Source organism: Microvirga sp. M2 (genome assembly GCF_047497095.1).
Taxonomy (GTDB): Bacteria; Pseudomonadota; Alphaproteobacteria; order Rhizobiales; family Beijerinckiaceae; genus Microvirga.
This window is the reverse complement of record NZ_CP134063.1, coordinates 1,851,402-1,867,811: the sequence shown is the minus strand read 5'-3', so window position 1 is coordinate 1,867,811 and position 16,410 is coordinate 1,851,402. Positions and strand designations below refer to the sequence as shown.

At 63.4% G+C, this 16,410-nt stretch carries 11 protein-coding genes; 6 read left to right on the top strand and 5 right to left on the bottom strand.

Annotated elements, in window-relative coordinates:
* Positions 1 to 164 precede the first annotated feature (164 nt).
* From RE429_RS08790 to RE429_RS08770, 5 genes are all read right to left on the bottom strand, one after another.
* The gene (locus tag RE429_RS08790; protein WP_414473920.1) at positions 165 to 2,378 is read right to left on the bottom strand and encodes a glycogen debranching N-terminal domain-containing protein; all 2,214 of its coding nucleotides are present in this window, start codon (positions 2,376 to 2,378) and stop codon (positions 165 to 167) included.
* An 86-nt stretch (positions 2,379 to 2,464) separates the two neighbouring features.
* Complete coding sequence (locus RE429_RS08785) at positions 2,465 to 3,526, bottom strand: glycosyltransferase family 4 protein (protein WP_414473919.1); 1,062 nt, start codon at positions 3,524 to 3,526, stop codon at positions 2,465 to 2,467.
* Positions 3,527 to 3,753: 227 nt separating this feature from the next.
* Entirely contained in the window at positions 3,754 to 4,980 is a 1,227-nt protein-coding gene (locus tag RE429_RS08780; protein WP_414473918.1) for an IucA/IucC family C-terminal-domain containing protein, read from the bottom strand.
* Between the two features lie 77 nt (positions 4,981 to 5,057).
* The gene (locus tag RE429_RS08775; protein WP_414473917.1) at positions 5,058 to 5,972 is read right to left on the bottom strand and encodes a hypothetical protein; all 915 of its coding nucleotides are present in this window, start codon (positions 5,970 to 5,972) and stop codon (positions 5,058 to 5,060) included.
* Between the two features lie 90 nt (positions 5,973 to 6,062).
* Positions 6,063 to 6,998, bottom strand: a complete 936-nt coding sequence (locus tag RE429_RS08770; RefSeq protein WP_414473916.1) for a DUF1259 domain-containing protein — start codon at positions 6,996 to 6,998, stop codon at positions 6,063 to 6,065.
* 343 nt (positions 6,999 to 7,341) lie between these two features.
* Here RE429_RS08770 and RE429_RS08765 point away from each other — a divergent pair, with 343 nt between their 5' ends.
* The 6 genes from RE429_RS08765 (at position 7,342) to RE429_RS08740 (ending at position 16,112) form a co-directional block, all read left to right on the top strand.
* The gene (locus RE429_RS08765) at positions 7,342 to 8,259 is read left to right on the top strand and encodes an HAD family phosphatase (protein WP_414473915.1); all 918 of its coding nucleotides are present in this window, start codon (positions 7,342 to 7,344) and stop codon (positions 8,257 to 8,259) included.
* A 5-nt stretch (positions 8,260 to 8,264) separates the two neighbouring features.
* The gene (locus tag RE429_RS08760) at positions 8,265 to 9,203 is read left to right on the top strand and encodes a phosphotransferase family protein (RefSeq protein ID WP_414474158.1); all 939 of its coding nucleotides are present in this window, start codon (positions 8,265 to 8,267) and stop codon (positions 9,201 to 9,203) included.
* A 232-nt stretch (positions 9,204 to 9,435) separates the two neighbouring features.
* Positions 9,436 to 9,864 (top strand): DUF2231 domain-containing protein, encoded by a 429-nt coding sequence (locus RE429_RS08755; RefSeq protein ID WP_414473914.1) that lies wholly within the window; start codon positions 9,436 to 9,438, stop codon positions 9,862 to 9,864.
* Entirely contained in the window at positions 9,861 to 11,144 is a 1,284-nt protein-coding gene (locus RE429_RS08750) for a PQQ-dependent sugar dehydrogenase (protein WP_414473913.1), read from the top strand. The genes RE429_RS08755 and RE429_RS08750 overlap by 4 nt, the downstream gene beginning before the upstream one ends.
* Before the next feature lie 439 nt (positions 11,145 to 11,583).
* Positions 11,584 to 13,260, top strand: coding sequence for a methyl-accepting chemotaxis protein (locus RE429_RS08745; RefSeq protein ID WP_414473912.1), 1,677 nt, complete (start codon positions 11,584 to 11,586; stop codon positions 13,258 to 13,260).
* Positions 13,261 to 13,553: 293 nt separating this feature from the next.
* Positions 13,554 to 16,112 (top strand): putative bifunctional diguanylate cyclase/phosphodiesterase, encoded by a 2,559-nt coding sequence (locus tag RE429_RS08740; RefSeq protein WP_414473911.1) that lies wholly within the window; start codon positions 13,554 to 13,556, stop codon positions 16,110 to 16,112.
* Positions 16,113 to 16,410 lie beyond the last annotated feature (298 nt).

Sequence of the window (16,410 nt, the reverse complement as noted above, 5' to 3'; positions counted from 1 at the left end):
AAGCGAGGCAACAGGGAGGCTCCTCAGATGGCTGCTTTCCCCTTCTTTGACTGGGTCAATGCAACGGAACCCCAAAAAGTGCCGTGCGATATAGTGGCCACCTTCTCCGGAGCCGTTTCGGCATGGTGGCTGGACGCGCCCGCCGCATGCCGCAGGGGTTCGGCCTATTTCGAGAGCAGGATGCGGGCGTCGCCCGTACGCTTCAGCACGTTGAGCGTCACATCTCGCCCATGGCGATGCAGTCTCAGATCGAGCTCCGACCGTCCCAAGCGCAGCTTGTCGATCACAACCTCATTCAGGAAGTCCGGGAGGATGGGATCATGAAAGCGAACCTCATTGTCCTCCCAGTCGAGGACCAACCCCAAGGTCGCCGCGAGGGTGGCAAAGGGCGTTGCCGCGGCCCAGGCCTGCGGCGAGCAGGCGACCGGATAGGCCGTCGGCCCCTGATGGCGCCGGCGCGTGAAGCCGCAGAACAGTTCCGGCAAGCGGTGCAGTTCCTGATACGCCGCCACCTCGAACATCGCCTTGCAGATGCGGGCCGCTTCCTCCTTCAAGTCATACCGCATCATGCCGAGCGCGATCATCCCGTTGTCGTGCGGCCACACCGATCCGTTGTGGTAGGATATCGGATTGTATCGCGCCTCCCCCACCGCAACGGTGCGAATGCCCCAGCCGCTGAACGAATCCGGGCTCATCAGGGTCGCCGCGACACGGCGGGCGCGGTCCGGCGAGGCAATGCCGGCAAACAGGGCATGGCCCGCATTGGACGTCCGCACGCGGCACGGCCGCTTGGCGCCGTCGAGCGCCAAAGCATAGGTGCCGAGTTCCTCACACCAGAACGTCGCCTCGAACCGTTCCCGAAGGGCCTCGGCCTCCCCGGCAAGCCTAGCGGCGAGGTCGTGTCGATGAAGGCTTCGGGCCAGCCGCGCGGCCGCCCGCTTGGCGGCGAAGACATAGGCCTGAACCTCGCACAGGGCGATGGGACCTTCGGCTCCTGAGCCGTCGGCGTGAAAGATCGAATCGTGGCTGTCCTTCCAGCCCTGGTTGGCCAGGCCCTTGTCGGTTTCCCGATAATACTCGACGAAACCATCGCCATCGCGATCGCCGAACTCGTCGCACCAGCGCAGCGCGGATTCGATGTTGGGCCAGATCGCCTCGAGAGTCGCCCGGTCACCCGTGCAGTCGTAGTATTGACCCGCCAGCATGAGGAACAGCGGCGTGGCATCGATGGTGCCGTAGTAGCGCTTGAACGGCACCTCTCCGAGCTGGGCCATCTCGCCCAGGCGACGCTCGTGCAGGATCTTGCCCGGCTGGGCATCCGCATCGGGATCGATGTCCGTCGCCTGTGTTGCCGCCAGATACCGCAGCACGCCTCTGGCGATCGACGGGTCCGTCCACAGGAGCATCATCGCGGTAATGATGCCGTCCCGGCCGAACACCGTGCTGTACCAGGGAATGCCGGCATAGGGGTACAGGCCGTATTCGGTGGGCGTGACCAGCATGTACATGTCGGAGGCCGAGCGGGCGAGGACCTCGTTGAACAGGTCGTTCGAGGTTTCAATCCTGGTCATCTCGCCGGTGGCAGCTCGCAGGGCCCGGCGCGTGTCCCGGAACCCTCTGAGGAAGTTTGCCTCCTCGGCACTGGGAGACTGACCGCTTTCCAGCCTCTCGCAGGCGATGGTAACCAGGACCGAGCGGCGCTCACCCGGCTCCAGCGCCATCTCGTAGACGATCCGGTGCGTCTCGAGCCGTGTCGGCCAGGGTTCAAAGCGCAGCATCGTCTGGCGAACCATTCCGTCCAGACCCTCATAGGTGAAGACGACCCGATCCGGCGGAAGCACTTTCACCGACGTGGTTCCGCGGTGGGGCCTCTGCATGCCCCGAACCTCGAACAGGTCGCGGAAGTCGGCATCGAACCGGCACTCCAGGCGGAAGACCCTTCGCTGAGGATCGTAGTTGCGGAGCCCGATCCGCTCGTAGAGCACTCCTTGCCAGAGGAATTTCGTCCGGTTGAGCGCGATGATGTCCCGCGGAAGGGCATCGTCCTCGCCGGGTCTGATATCGGGATTTGTCAGGTCGACGGTGAGCGCCGCATTGTCGTCCTGGATCGCCGATCCCAACAGCAGGGGGCGCCTGCCGTCCAGCCGCAGCTCAAGCTGCGACAGATAGCGAGTATCCTGGAAGAACAGGCCTTCGGGACTGTCCGGTATGGAGCCGCAATCGCCGTTGGTATCGAGCACGGCAAAGGCGTCGCCGGCCTTCAACGTCCGCAAGGCACGCTCGACCAGCGAGGTTTGAGCTTCGATATGGTGCTCCGACAACTGGTCCGAGACTGGCTCCGGATGACCCGAGGCCGGTCCCTTGGCGTGTTCGCTCATGCCAATACCCTCACTATGACGCTTGTCCAAACTCGACCTGGTCGGCTCGACCGGGGCTTCGAGTCGCCCTGATCCGGCCGCGTGATTCACTCCGCCGCGACGAGAGGCAGGACGTTGGCATGGTCCCGCACGAGGAGGGCTTCGTAGGCCTTGACGTAATCGCTCGCCATTCGTTCGGTGGTGAAGCGATGCTCGAAGGCCTGCCGGACGCCTCTTCGGCTGAGCGTTCCCACCTGGCGGGCGGCCGCGACCGCCTCGTCGACGGACTCGACGATAAAGCCGCTGATGCCATCGGTGATCACTTCCGGCACGGAACCGTTGCGGAAGGCGATCACGGGCGTGCCGGCGGACATCGCCTCGATCATCACCAGGCCAAAGGGCTCGGGCCAGTCGATCGGGAACAGCAGCGCCCGTGCATGCCCGAGGAAGTCGCATTTGGCGTTCTCGTCGATCTCGCCGACGAACTCAACCAGAGGATGGTCGAGCAGCGGTGCGACGACCTCCTCGTAATAGGCCTGATCGGCCGGGTCGACCTTCGCGGCGATCTTCAATGGAATGCGGGCCTGCGTGGCGATCCGGATCGCACGGTCCGGCCTCTTTTCCGGTGCGATGCGGCCGAGGAAGGCCAGATACTCCCCGCCTTCTTCATGGAAGGGACAGACGCTGGACGGCAATCCATGGTGAACCGTAGCCAGCCAGTTCACCCCGGGCGGCATCGGAGCGCGCTGGCTGTCGGAGATGGAAACCAGGGGCATCTCGTTGAAGGTGCGGAACACCGGCATGTAGTCGGGCAGATCCAGCCGGCCATGGAGGGTGGTGAGGCACTTGTGCGCCACATTCTGGAACAGCACGTGCTGCAGCAGATCGACATGGAAGTGAATCACGTCGAACTGGTCGGCCCGCGCCCGCACCTCGTTGAGCATCACGAGGTGACTGGCGATATGGTCCCGGATCCCCGCAAGCCGCAGTGCCTGAGGAACACACGGGACGAGCTTTGCGGACGTCCTGGAGTCGCCGCTGGCAAACAGGGTGACGTCATGCCCCTGCCGCACGAGCTCTTCGGTGAGCCAGGAGACCACCCGCTCGGTGCCGCCGTAGAGCTTGGGGGGAACGGCCTCGGCCAAGGGAGCAACCTGTGCGATCCGCATTACAATATCTCCATCACCGCAGATCTCGAGCCTGCAGGGCGGACAACGGACAGCCCCGGCAACCGTTCCTGAGCTGCGACAGCGTGCGCTGATACCCACGCTGCGGTTGCGAAGGACTTGTGGTGATCGAATCCCGCCTATGGCATCGATAGGAGGGCCGATCCGGCCGAGCAGCGGGCGGCGGCTCTCCAATCGGCGCTGTCATGTGCGGATGGCGAAGCCGCATGCTAACGCCAGACAGGGGGTTGCTGCATGTCTTCGAGCACGACGCTTCGGTCCGGCGGGGATTGGGTCCGGAACTTGAACATCGTCCGGAGAGGGAAGAGCCGGTCCGCGTCCGGGAAGGAGTGATGAAAAACCTCGCGGACCTGCGCTCGCACGATCGCCTCATCGACCCCGTAGTCGCGTTTGAGGATGCCCGCGACGTAATCGAAGAAGTGGTGGCCGATGAACTGGTCGTAGACGAGGCTGTAATGCTGCTTGACGGCCTCGTCCGTATCGGCCGCCATGCCTCGTCCGAGGAACGGCATCCCGAGACCTGCCCGATGCCTCGCGCCAGGGTCCACCCACACGTCGAAGTCCCGATGGACCACTCTGCGCGGGACGCAGTCCCGGTCGACCTCGAGAAGTGTGTTTTGCGCATGCGACTCCAGGAGGATGCCACGCTGGCGGGCGGCCCTGGCCCAGCATTCGACGACGGGACCGAGGATCCGGTCGACGACGAACGACACGGGTTCCGCAGCCAGCCGGTCGATCATCTGCACGAGCAGAGGCGGTGCATCGGGATGGTTCAGGTCGCCGGCGTACAAGGCGAAGCACGGAATGAGAAACCTGTCCGCCACGAAGGGACGAGGCCATGTCTCTCTTACCAGGAAGCCCCACGATTGTTCGTCCATACCGAACGCGACGCCGAGTGTGTCGGGCAGGTACGCGAACTTATCGAACCGCAGGTTCGCGAGATCGCGAGAGACCGCGACGCTGTTGTGAATGTTCTTCCGCCGTAGCTCCCGGTTGAACCGCGAGATCCTCACCGGGTAGTGGAGCTTGAGGAAGTAGCCGGGACCATTCTTCGGGCGCTCCAATGCCAGTACGGTTCTCGTCGAGGCGGTCGGGGCGACCCGGATGGACATGTCCCGCGGGAGCGCCCGGATGTCACCGAGGCGTTCGACGGTCTCGTTCGCCCATGTTTCGGGATGGACCGCAAACAGCACTCCTTGCGGCCTGACGAAATGTTGCAGAAGTCCGGGAGAGGGATCGGCCTGGAAAACCGAGACGCGATCCCGTGGGGTGTTGACGGCGACAAGTTCGAAAGACGGCGCGCCGCGTTCGGGCCGATAGCGCGGTGACGCCTCGGTCTCGCCCGCAAGCGGGCTGTAGGTCCTGGCGCCCTCGTCCACATACCTTTCCATGTAAAGGAGCGCTAGTTCCCCCTCGAAGACGGCTGCAAGGTCCAAGCGATGTCTCCCCTGTCACATGGGATGCCGAGCGTCACGTCGCGTGATGGACACGCGCCAGGGCGCCCCTGTTCCGCTTAAGGATCCGGCCTGTAGACCCAGATCGCCGCCGGCTCGTGGGCGCTCGCGCGCACGGCGAGGAACAGGCGGTCGAGTTCGGGGACGAACAGCGCCGTCCGCGCTCCGGATGCGGTGGGGATGCGAGCCAGCAGGCGGAACGCGCCCGCATTATCGAACACGTCCAGATGGCCGTCACCGCAGCTCACGTAGATCCGATGCAACTTCGCGTCCACGAACACGTCGTCGGCGTCCCCGCAGGTCCTGGCGCTCGCGACGGGAACCCCGTCCTGCATGGAATACGCCGTCAGCATGGCCGGATTCCGGAACACCACCAGGATCTGCCGGGACGTCTCGGCGAGGACCATCGGAAAGTTCGCGCTCGACCGGCCCGTCGGCCATTGGGCGATGACCTTCCCGCTCTCGCGGTCGGCCACCTCGATCGCGTGCGCATCGGGGACGTTCACGAAAACGCGGCTCCCGCCGCTCTCGAGCCGGAAGCTCTCGGGATGACCATGCAAGGGGATCTCGGCGACCGTTCGGTTTTCCGTGACGCCGATGATGGCCAAGGCTCCTTCGCCATAACCGACGACCACCCGGTTGCCTGCGTTGTCGACGCGGATGTTGTCCGCGTCGTCGCCGAGTTCCAGGCGCCCAACTTCCTTGAGATCCTCTGCCTGGAACAGCCGCAGCGATCCATCGCCCGCGCTGGCGACATAAAGGGTGTCGGACGACGGGACATAGCCGACACCCTGCGGCTCCTTGAGGCCTCGGATCCGACCCGACACCCGCGAGCCGTTCAGATCAACGATGCCGACGCTGTCGTTGCCGAACTCCGCCACGAAGAGGCGCTGCCTTGCAAGGTCAATCGCCATATGGTCGATCCTGCCCTTGACGTCGCCGAGTGGGATCTTCGCCTCAAGTCGCAGGGGCATGGACTCGGTCGCGGGTGCGGCTTGTACCGCGACCGCAGTCCCTATGAGGGCGCCAACGGCTCGAAGGAATATCCCTCTCACCGGTCCCACCTAATCCTTCGCGGTCTTCACCTGATCGAGGGCGGCGCGCAGTCCCTTGGCGATTTTCGCAGTGTCGCCGTTGGCCCAGAAGTGCATGAAGAACAGGCGCGGCTCGTCCTTGAGCATGTGGTTGTGCACCGCCGTCACCTCGATCCCGTTCGACTGCAGGGCCCTGATGACCGGGTTCACCTCATCCGCGGTGAGCACGAAATCGCCCGAGGTCGCGGCTTTGCCGGATCCAGTCGGCTGGACGTTGATCGCGATGGCCGAGCCCATGGCCGCGGGCACCTCCATGCCATTGTCCCGGACTGTCTCTGCCCGGGACACGCTGACCTGATAGACGCCACCATTCATCCTGCCCTTGCGCCCGAGAGCCTGGTCGATGGCGTCCGTGTCCAGGTCGAGGGCCGATCCAGTGGAGGCCGTCGTGCTCGCCTTCGCGGCCGCCTCGGGCGAGATGCCGGCGGTCTCCGCCCCGAACGGCGTCCTGCTGGCGCTGAGAGCCTCACGCAGGGTCGCGGCGAGCTTCCCAGGATCGCCTTGGCCGTGGACGTGCATGTACATCGTGGCCGGCGACGAGCGCAGGAGGTGATTGTGAAGAGCCGTGATCTCCACCCCCCCCTCCTCCAGCCGCGTCAGCACCGGATTGATCTCCTTCTGCGTCAGGACGAGATCGCCCATGACCGTGACCTCGTCGCCCATGGGCTTGAACGCGAGCCAGGAGCCGAGGGCCAGGGCCGGCTTGATCGCTACGCCATCGAGGGTGACGTTGAGATCGGTCCGGAGCAGGCCGATTCGATAGACGCCGCCGGACATGTCCGTGCCCTGTTTGCCGAGGCCGCTGGCAATCTGCTGCTGCCAACCCTCGGCGCCCAGGACGGGTGTTCCGACGACGGGTGTTCCGACAAGGAGTCCAAGAACTGCAACGCTGGTCAGGATCCGCATTTCGCTCTCCTGTATCGCCCCCGTTTCTCCTGCTCTTTCCCGCTCTTGGGCGGCTTTCGTCGATCGGTCTCCTCGGCCAGGGCGGGCTCGCACCGGCTCCGGATCGTCCGGCCGGAAGCCCATGCCTCATGGCAACGCGGTCCGCCCGGCGGCCGATCCAGACAGAGGTCGTCCGTTTCGATCTTTCAGGATCCCCGGCCCGCCTTGCCCATCGGAATGGATTTTAGGAAGCCGCCATGCTCGGACACATCCCGGCATCGGCACAGGATCGCCTGAACTGAGCCGGACCTCGGGCGTTGGTCAGCGGAGACTTGATCCCCTTCCCCTGAGCTTGCGAGGCACAATGGATCCACAGGCGATCGATCAGACATTGCGGGATTTTGTCCGGGACTCGCGCTTTGTCCAGGAGGGGGCGGTCGTCACCGACCTTGACGGCACGGCCGTGCACGAGTTCGAGCAACGCATCGTCATCCCCGATGTCGTCTCCCATAGCCTCAAGCGCCTGCGCGACCACGGCCGGCCCGTGATCCTGAACTCGCTGCGCTTTCCCCTGAACGTCATCCGCACCTTCGGGCGCGAGTGGTACGCGATCTCGAACGCACCACTGCCGCTCGTCTCCCTCAACGGAGGTCTCATGGGCCGCCTCGTCGAGACGCGGGAGGGCGAGATTGCGTTCGAGGAAATCCGTGCCTATCCGCTGACGGCAGCCGAGCTCGACGAGGTGCTGGTCGGTATACAGGGGCTTGTCGACGGCGGAATCGACGACCTGGTCCTGTTCTATTACCCCCGCGACTGGACCCAGGGCGAACTCATCTGGACGCCGTCGCCGGAGAAGGTCGGGGAGATCCGGGCCAAGTACCTGAGCGCCACCCGGATCATATCCTCTCCGGTCGGAGCTCTGAGGAATGACCTTCACGCGCAGGAGATCTGCATGATCTTCCTGCTGATCAACGCGGAGGAGGATCGGCTCATGGCGTACCAGCATGCGAAGCGCTCCAGTTTCGTCACGCATGGGGGAATCGACAAGCTCTCGGGCCTGGAGGCGCTGGCCGGGCAGCTCGGGCTCGATCTCGCGCAGGCGGTCGGCGCCGGCGATACCCCGATGGACAGCTTTCTCAAGGGAGTCGGCCTTGCCGTCCACGTCGGCGATCTCGCCCTCGAGTACAAGGGCCTGACCGCAACGGTGAAGGTGCGGGACTCCCGGGAGCTCGGAGGCCTTTTCACCCGCCTCGCCATCCTGCTCGAAGGAGGATTACGTTGAACGAGATGATGCCGCAGCCGCCGACCGTCAGCGAGCGCCAGGCCCGAGCCATGGCCCGGGCGATCATCACCCACCACTTCGGGTCGAAGCCCAAGCGGGTCAGTCAGAAGGGCGGCGGCCTCACCAACTTCGTCTACGAGGCCAACCACGCGGAGGGCGATTTCATCGTCCGGATGGGCCCGCAGCCGTCCAAGGTGAAGGAGTACCTGAAGGAGCAATGGGCCATGGCCCGGGCGCAAGAGGTCGGCGTTCCGGTGCCTGAGGTGCTGGAAGTCGGCGCCGACGTGGTGCCGGTCCCGTACATGGTCTCACGCAAGGCCGCGGGCAGCGACGCGACGCATCATCCCGAGCGGATGGCGGTGCTGCGGGAGATGGGGCGCCTGATGGCATTGATCCATACCATTCCGACCAGCGGCTTCGGCCACACCTTCGACTGGTCGAGCAATCAGCTCTCGCGCAAGGAGACCTGGGCCGAGTACCTCAGGCGCGAACTCCACATCGAGCAGCGTCTGAAGGTCCTGGAAAGGAACAGGATGCTGTCGAAGCCCCAGCTCACGGCCCTCCACGCGACGCTGCGCGAGATCGAGAGCCTCGAGGAGGACCCGGTCCTGAACCATGGCGACATGCGACTGAAGAACGTGCTGGTGAACGACATGGGGAGTATCACGGCGGTGATCGATTGGGAGTTCTGCTCCTCCAACGTGGCGCCCTACTGGGACCTCGCGCTGGCGCTCCATGATCTCTCCATTGACGCCAAGCAGGCCTTCCTCGGTGGTTATGGGGTGAGCGAGAAGGAGGTTCGCGCCATGGCGCCCATCGTCAAGGCTCTCAACATCATCAACTACGCTCCCTTTGTCGAACGGGCCGCCGAGGAAAAGGACGAGCCACAGCTCGAACAATACCGGACCCGGTTCAGCGGCGCGCTGGACCTCTACTCGCTCTGAAAGATAGAGCGCGGCACCGACATCGGCCTCATCGGCCTCATGGAGCGTCGATCCCAAAGGTGGAATCCACTTTCGGGATTCCGTCCGACGCTCACTTTCATGGATGCGCTCAGCGGTATCAGAATTGTTATCGAACCTGCCGCACCCTCACGCATTGCCCCCTCGACGCCATTGCCCGACGCAGGTCAGGCGCCCGAGCCCAGGAACGAGAGCGGGAACGAAAGGAGGCGATGTGGTCGTCGTATCAAGCCTAGGCCCCCTGAGGCCGCTCCATCCCCTTCATGCCATCCTCCTCGCCTTTCCGTTCCCTCTCTTCCTCGCTGCGCTGCTCAGCGATCTCGCCTACCGGTCGAGCCTTCACGTGCAATGGGCGAACTTCTCGTCCTGGCTCATTGCCGGCGGGCTGCTGGTCGGCGCTTTTGCCGTGCTCTGGGCATTGGTCAATCTCTTTCGCCCGGCGACACGCGGGGGGCGTGCGATTGCCTATTTCGTTGTGCTGCTCGCCATGTGGATCCTCGGGCTCGTCAACGCCCTCGTCCACGCAAAGGATGCCTGGGCAACCATGCCGGAGGGTCTCTACCTGTCTGCGGTCACCGCCCTCCTGGCCCTTGTCGCGGCCTGGATCGGCTATTCCGGGTTCAGAACCGAAGGGGTCGCATGATCCGCCCGTTCCTCCTGATCGGCGCCCTCGCCGTCGCCCTGGCCGCCTGCAATAGCGAACCCGAGTCTGAGCAGTACGGCCCGAACCCGAATCTTCCCGAACCGCAGCGAGGCCTCTTGCCTTCCATGAAGATCCCGCGGCCGGCCAACTGGGGCAGCGACCTTCCGAAGGTGCCGCAGGGCTTCAAGATCCAGCCCATCGCCACGGACCTCAAGATTCCGCGTCAGACCCTGGTCCTCCCGAACGGCGACATCATGGTTGCGGAGGGATCCGGCGGCAACGCGCCGACCCTGCGCCCGAAGGACGTGATCGCGGGCTTCATCAAGAGTCTCGGCAAGAGTTCGGTGAAAGGCGGCGATCGGCTGACGCTGCTGCGCGATAGCGACGGCGACGGCACCTATGAGATGCAGGGCGTCTTCGCCGACAACCTCAATGCACCCTACGGCCTCGCGCTCGTCAACGGCGCCATTTACGTCGCCAACCAGGATGCGCTGGTGCGCTTCGACTATCGGGACGGACAGACCCAGGCGAGCGGGCCGCCGACCAAGGTGGCGGACCTGCCCGCAGTGATCAACCATCACTGGACGAAGGCGATGACCGCCAGCGCGGATGGGCGCTTTCTCTATGTCGGCATCGGCTCCAACAGCAACATCACCGAGCGCGGGATGGACGCCGAGGAAGATCGGGCGATGGTCTGGCAGATCGATGTCCAGACGGGAATGCACAAGCCTTACGCCACCGGTCTTCGCAATCCCACGGCTCTCGCCGTCCAGCCGGGAACCGGCCGGCTTTGGGCGGTGGTGAACGAACGGGACGAGATCGGCCCCAATCTCGTTCCGGACTACCTGACCTCCGTGCAGGAAGGCGGCTTCTACGGCTGGCCCTATAGCTATTGGGGCCAGAACGTCGACCCGCGCGCACAGCCCCAGGATCCGGAGAAGGTCGCCGCGGCGATCCGCCCGGACTACAGCCTGGGATCGCATGTGGCGGCGCTCGGCCTGGCATTCTCGACCCCGGCCATGGGGGCGGACTTCGCCGAGGGTGTATTCGTCGGCGAGCACGGCAGTTGGAACCGCAGCGTGCCCGTGGGCTACAGGGTGATCTTTGTGCCGTTCCGCGACGGCCGGCCCGCCGGTGCGCCCGTGGACTTCGTCTCCGGCTTCCTCGTCGACGACGGCCACACACGGGGACGGCCCGTCGGGGTGACGGTGGATCCGCGCGGCGCCGTGATCATTGCCGACGACCTGTCGAACACGATCTGGAGAGTCACGAGAAAATAGAGCCCCGAACGCGAAAAGCGGGCAGCGGTTCTGCGTGAAAAGATGCTCGAAAACAGGGGCTGACAGCATCTGATGCGGGTTCGATGTCACGTCCGATGCGCTAAAGCCATCACTGTCATGAATCTGAGCACATCGTCTTTGGCATGCTGCCAGGTTGCGGAAACGCCACATAACATCGATCCCGCAGGGCCCGGGTCGGTCCGATGTCCGTCAGAACGGTTGAATTGATGGTACGCGCGACATGAAAGCCGTCTACGAAGAAGGATCTTTCATGACGATAACACGACGGCCGACGCCAACGAACGAAACGACTTGACGTCAGGACAGGCGAGCTCCGCCACGTGGGCCAAGAAAGATTTTCCTAGTCGGCTAGGTTTAACGTCCGGGTAGGACATTGCGCCACACAAGTGGGGCGCAAGACATATCCGGAGCAAAATTCATGCGATTCAGCCTGCGTGCCAAGTTGGCTGCGGTCATCGGCCTGGTAGGGCTCACGGCTCTCGGTCTCGCTGGATTGACCCTGATACAGATGGATCGCGAGCACGAGCGAGCCCGCGCCGTAGAAGCCGCATGGAACGGTGCCCTTCAGGCGCAGACTCTGGCCCGCGCCATCGAGCATGCCGTCGTGATGTCCCACGCCGTCTACACGGCCGACGACAAGGACGCCGCCAAGTTGAAGTTTCAGTCACTGTCCGCCGCGCTCCAGGAGATCGAACATATCAGGGAGGGCTTCCTGTCATGGCTGGAAGTCTCGGCCCCGGACAAGAAGCAGATCATTTCCAGCCGATTGCAGGAATTTCTCGCCTACCAGCGCGATACGGCGGAACTCGGCATGAACGTGTCCCCGAAAGCCGCGCTCATCCAAGCGACCGACGAACCGACGATCAAAAGCCGTGAGATGATGATTCATACCATTATGCAGCTCAGCGACGAGAAGAAACAGTCGCTCGACTCTTTCCGGGCCTCGGCCGATGAGGCTCGGGAGCATGCCAGGATCATCCTGGTCAGCCTGTCGTTCGGCGCCCTCGCCCTCGCGCTGCTGGGGGCGAACCTGATTGCAGCAACGCAGATTCAGCGTCCCCTTCGCCGGCTGCAGCACGTCATGACAGCGCTCTCGACCGAACACATCGAGGTAACAATTCCCTTCCAGTCTCAGCACGATGAGATCGGCGCAATGGCAAGATCGATAGCCACCTTCCAGGAGGCCCTTCGGGACAAGCGCATCAGTGACCGGGAAGCCTCGACCAGAATGGCGGAAGGCGCCGAGCGTGGCGTGCGCCTCGAGAATGCAGCGGCCGCCTTCGAGCATCGCATCGGTGAAGTGACGGAGGATCTCTCCCGGGCCGCCCAGCAGATGGATCGGGTTGCCCGCTCAATGAGAGAGGCTGTCCAAACGACCGCGCAGCAGGTCGCCAGCGTCGTGTCCGGAGCCGAACATGCTTCCATTGATGTCCGGTCGACGGAGGCGGCCTCGAAAGCCCTGTCGGAGGCAGCAAACGTCATCGACCAACGGGTCCAAGGCGCTGTCGCGATTGCATCGAATGCGCTTTCGGAGCTGTCCAAGACCGATGTCACGGCACGCTCCCTGACGGTGGCGACCAACGAGATCGGATCGGTGACCGAACTAATCTCCAGCATTGCGGCTCAGACAAACCTTCTGGCACTCAACGCCACGATCGAGGCGGCACGGGCCGGTGAAGCGGGTCGCGGTTTCGCGGTCGTGGCGCAGGAGGTGAAGGCGCTCGCCACCCAAACCAGTCAGGCCACGGATCAGATTGCGAAACAGATCAAAGCCATCAAGGCCGCAGCTGATGCAACCGTCGAAGCGGTTGCTGCAACCGGCCAGACGATCCGGGAAATCAACTCCATCGCGACTGTTGTGGCAGCCGCAGCGGGCGAACAGCAGGAGGTTACCCGTCAGATTACCGAGAGCGCTGCCGGCGCGGTTCGCGCGACGCAGGACATGACCGACGGGATCTCCGGTGTGGAGGAGGCGGCCACATCGAACGGCGCCATGGCGGAAAGCGTTCTCGAGGTCTCCAGCCATCTGGCGGAAACCTCTCAGGAGCTGAGCCGCGAGATCACGGCGTTCCTCGCCCGCGTGAGAACCGCATAGGCAGTCGATAGGCCCTCATGTCGACCGCCGCCGATCTTGACCCGGCGCATGTCATGGAACTGACAAAGAAGCGCCCTAGAGCATCGGACGTGAAAAGTGGAATCCGCTTTTGGGACGGATCCGATGCTCCCCTCTTGGAACGAGCGCATCGTTCTTGCGGACCCGAAGGGCCGCGTCAGCGAAAACCGGGACCACTTTTTCACACGATGCGCTAGCCGAGGAAGGCACAAGTCGAATGCGCCTCAGTGTATTTGGCTGCGCGACCTACTCTAAGGGATACGATCTTGCTTGGGTTGGGTAGGAATAGCGATCCGTTCGGGCTGCTCAGTGAATTTCAATCCTCCGTCTCCCATGCGAGGAGCGGATCGGGACGTCCTTCCCAGCACACGATCTCACTCGAAGCCGAGGGGTGCGACGGAGCAACAGCTCTCCAGCAGCGCTGGCATGCCCTGCAGACGGCACCTGGCGTAATACCGTCCTATGAAGATCTCGTCCTTGGCGGTCTCGGGCGCCACGCCGACAATACGGCCCTTCTGACTTCCAACGGGCAGGCGCCACTCGCCATTCTCTGGGGTGGCGCTCGCTTCGAGCGATGGCTGGGACAGGAAATCAGAACACTCGATATCGGAACGCTGCCCGATGACCTCGCACATGGTATCCGCGAGGTCGCTCAGGATGCTCTGCAATCCGGGGCCCCGGCGACGACACACTGCATTCGCGCCCGCCAGGGCACGATCGAAAGCACAGGGCTCCTGGCTCTTCCTCTTGTTAACCGGCACGGCCTGTCCTTCGTTCTCCTCTTTATCGAAGGTGTGACGTCCCGGCTGGATCTGGTCGATGCGATCTTCACGGCCACGAATCAGGGTATGCTGGCGCTCAGTGCTATCCGCAACGCCCAGGACGAGGTCGTCGACTTCACAATTCTGGCTCTGAATGAGGGCGCTGCCCGTCTTCTGCAACGATCCGCATCCGAGTTAAGTCTGAAACGTCTGTCGAGTGTTCTCCCCAATCTGCCGGCCGATAACGGCCTTCGGCCACTCGTCCAGATTCTCGGCAAAGGCGGGCGGGATTCGTTCGAGTTCACCTATCGGACAAGCAGCGGGAAACAGATCGACCTGCGCGTGGAGGTCGGATGCATCGGCGATCTCCTGGCCGTTACCCTTGCCGATATCAGCGATGTCAAGGCTCGCGAGGCCTCTTCCCGGCTGCTGTTCGAGAGCAACCCCGTTCCCATGTGGCTGTTCGACCCGGACACCCTGTGCATTCTCCAGGTCAACGATGCCGCGGTTGCCGATTACGGCTATCCGCGCGAGCGTTTCGAAAGCATGACTCTGCTCGATATCCGGCCGCGGGATGAGTGGGAACACCTGCGGCGATCGATAACCAATGACTCGAGCCTCAATGGACTGAATGGTCTATGGCGCCACCTGAAGGCCGATGGCAGCATTATCGACGTCGACACATTCGCCCGTACGATCGTTTTCGAAGGCCGTTCGGCCGTGCTCGCAGCGGCGGTTGACGTCACAGAGCGCCGCAGAGCGGAAGCCCGCATCGCCTATATGGCTCACCATGATGCCCTAACGGACCTTCCAAACCGTGTTCTGTTCCGGACGCGTCTGGAGGCAGCGCTCGCCCACATTCAGAAGCACGGCGGAGAGGTCGGATTGCTGTGCCTCGACCTCGACAACCTGAAGGTTGTCAACGATACGCTCGGGCATCCGGCAGGCGACGAGTTTCTGCGCAAGGCCGCCGCGCGCCTCCAGGAATGTTTACGGGAAAACGACCTTGCCGCCCGCTTGGGTGGCGACGAGTTCGCCATTCTCCATCTCAGATCCGAAAGCCGCTCCAGTCTCACCACGCTTGCAGCTCGCGTCGTCGACGCTTTCAACAAGCCGTTTCTCGTCCAGGGCCAAAGCATTATCAGCGGAGCGAGCATCGGAATCGCCGCCGCTCCGGCCGACGGCGCCTCTAGCGACCTTCTCTTGCGTAACGCCGATCTGGCTCTCTATTGCGCCAAGGCCGAAGGGAGACGGACCTATCGCTTCTTCGAAGCCGAGATGGACATCCGTCTGCAAGCCCGGAAGGTGATGGAACAGGATCTTCGGCAGGCTTTTGCCGAAGGCGCTCTCGGTGTTCACTATCAGCCGATTGTCAGCCTGAACGGGGGCAGGATCAGTGGGTGCGAGGCCCTATTGCGCTGGCATCACCCTTGTCATGGACAGGTCTCACCGGCAGAATTCGTGCCGTTAGCCGAGGATATCGGTCTCATCGGCGCCATCGGAGAGTGGATCCTCCGTCGAGCCTGCCGCGAGGCAGTGACTTGGCCCGACGGCATCCGAGTTGCCGTCAATCTTTCTCCGGCCCAATTCAGCAGCGGACATGTTGTTGAGAGTGTCCGGTCGTCGCTGCTGGATGCGGGATTGGATCCGAACCGGCTCGAACTGGAGATCACCGAGTCCGTCCTTCTTCTCAAGAACGAGGCGACGATGTCCGCCCTGCATGCCCTGAGGGATCTCGGCGTACGCATCGCGATGGATGATTTCGGCACCGGATACTCATCTTTGAGCTACCTGCGCTCCTTTCCCTTCGACAAGATCAAGATTGACCGGTCCTTCGTGCGCGAACTCGGTGAGAACATGCATTCGACGGCGATCATTCGAGCGATCATAGGATTGGGAAAGAACCTCGGGCACACGATAGTCGCAGAAGGTGTCGAGACGTTCGAGCACCTCGGGCACCTCAAGGCCGATGGTTGTGACGAGGTGCAGGGATTTCTCCTGAGCAGACCGCTTCCCGCGACTGAACTGCGGGAACTCCTGTCCCAATGGCACCCAGGAAGCTTTGGACCATGATCTCTGCTTGGCACAAGCCACAGTGCGGTTCGATGTGACAGGGCGAGATCTCGACCGAGCCCCTCCCCCGCAATCCAACGCCGATGGAGACCATCGCACGGCGACGGCCTCTATCCGCCATCATGCGGTGGGCTCTCGATCCGATGCTCCCTTCCTGGAATGAGCGCATCGATCCTTCGGACCCGAAGGGCCGCGTCAGCGAAAACCGGGCCGACTTTTGCACACGATGCGCTCGTCCAGAACTCCGGTCGCGTCAGAACCCATCCGGTCCGATCCCGCACTGGCCCCTCGCCGATCC

Excerpts from the sequence above, each read along its gene's own strand:
- RE429_RS08790 (WP_414473920.1), bottom strand. The coding sequence starts at position 2,378 with ATGAGCGAACACGCCAAGGGACCGGCCTCGGGTCATCCGGAGCCAGTC.
- RE429_RS08785 (WP_414473919.1), bottom strand. The coding sequence starts at position 3,526 with ATGCGGATCGCACAGGTTGCTCCCTTGGCCGAGGCCGTTCCCCCCAAG.
- RE429_RS08775 (WP_414473917.1), bottom strand. The coding sequence starts at position 5,972 with ATGCCCCTGCGACTTGAGGCGAAGATCCCACTCGGCGACGTCAAGGGC.
- RE429_RS08770 (WP_414473916.1), bottom strand. The coding sequence starts at position 6,998 with ATGCGGATCCTGACCAGCGTTGCAGTTCTTGGACTCCTTGTCGGAACA.
- RE429_RS08765 (WP_414473915.1), top strand. The coding sequence starts at position 7,342 with ATGGATCCACAGGCGATCGATCAGACATTGCGGGATTTTGTCCGGGAC.
- RE429_RS08760 (WP_414474158.1), top strand. The coding sequence starts at position 8,265 with ATGATGCCGCAGCCGCCGACCGTCAGCGAGCGCCAGGCCCGAGCCATG.
- RE429_RS08750 (WP_414473913.1), top strand. The coding sequence starts at position 9,861 with ATGATCCGCCCGTTCCTCCTGATCGGCGCCCTCGCCGTCGCCCTGGCC.
- RE429_RS08745 (WP_414473912.1), top strand. The coding sequence starts at position 11,584 with ATGCGATTCAGCCTGCGTGCCAAGTTGGCTGCGGTCATCGGCCTGGTA.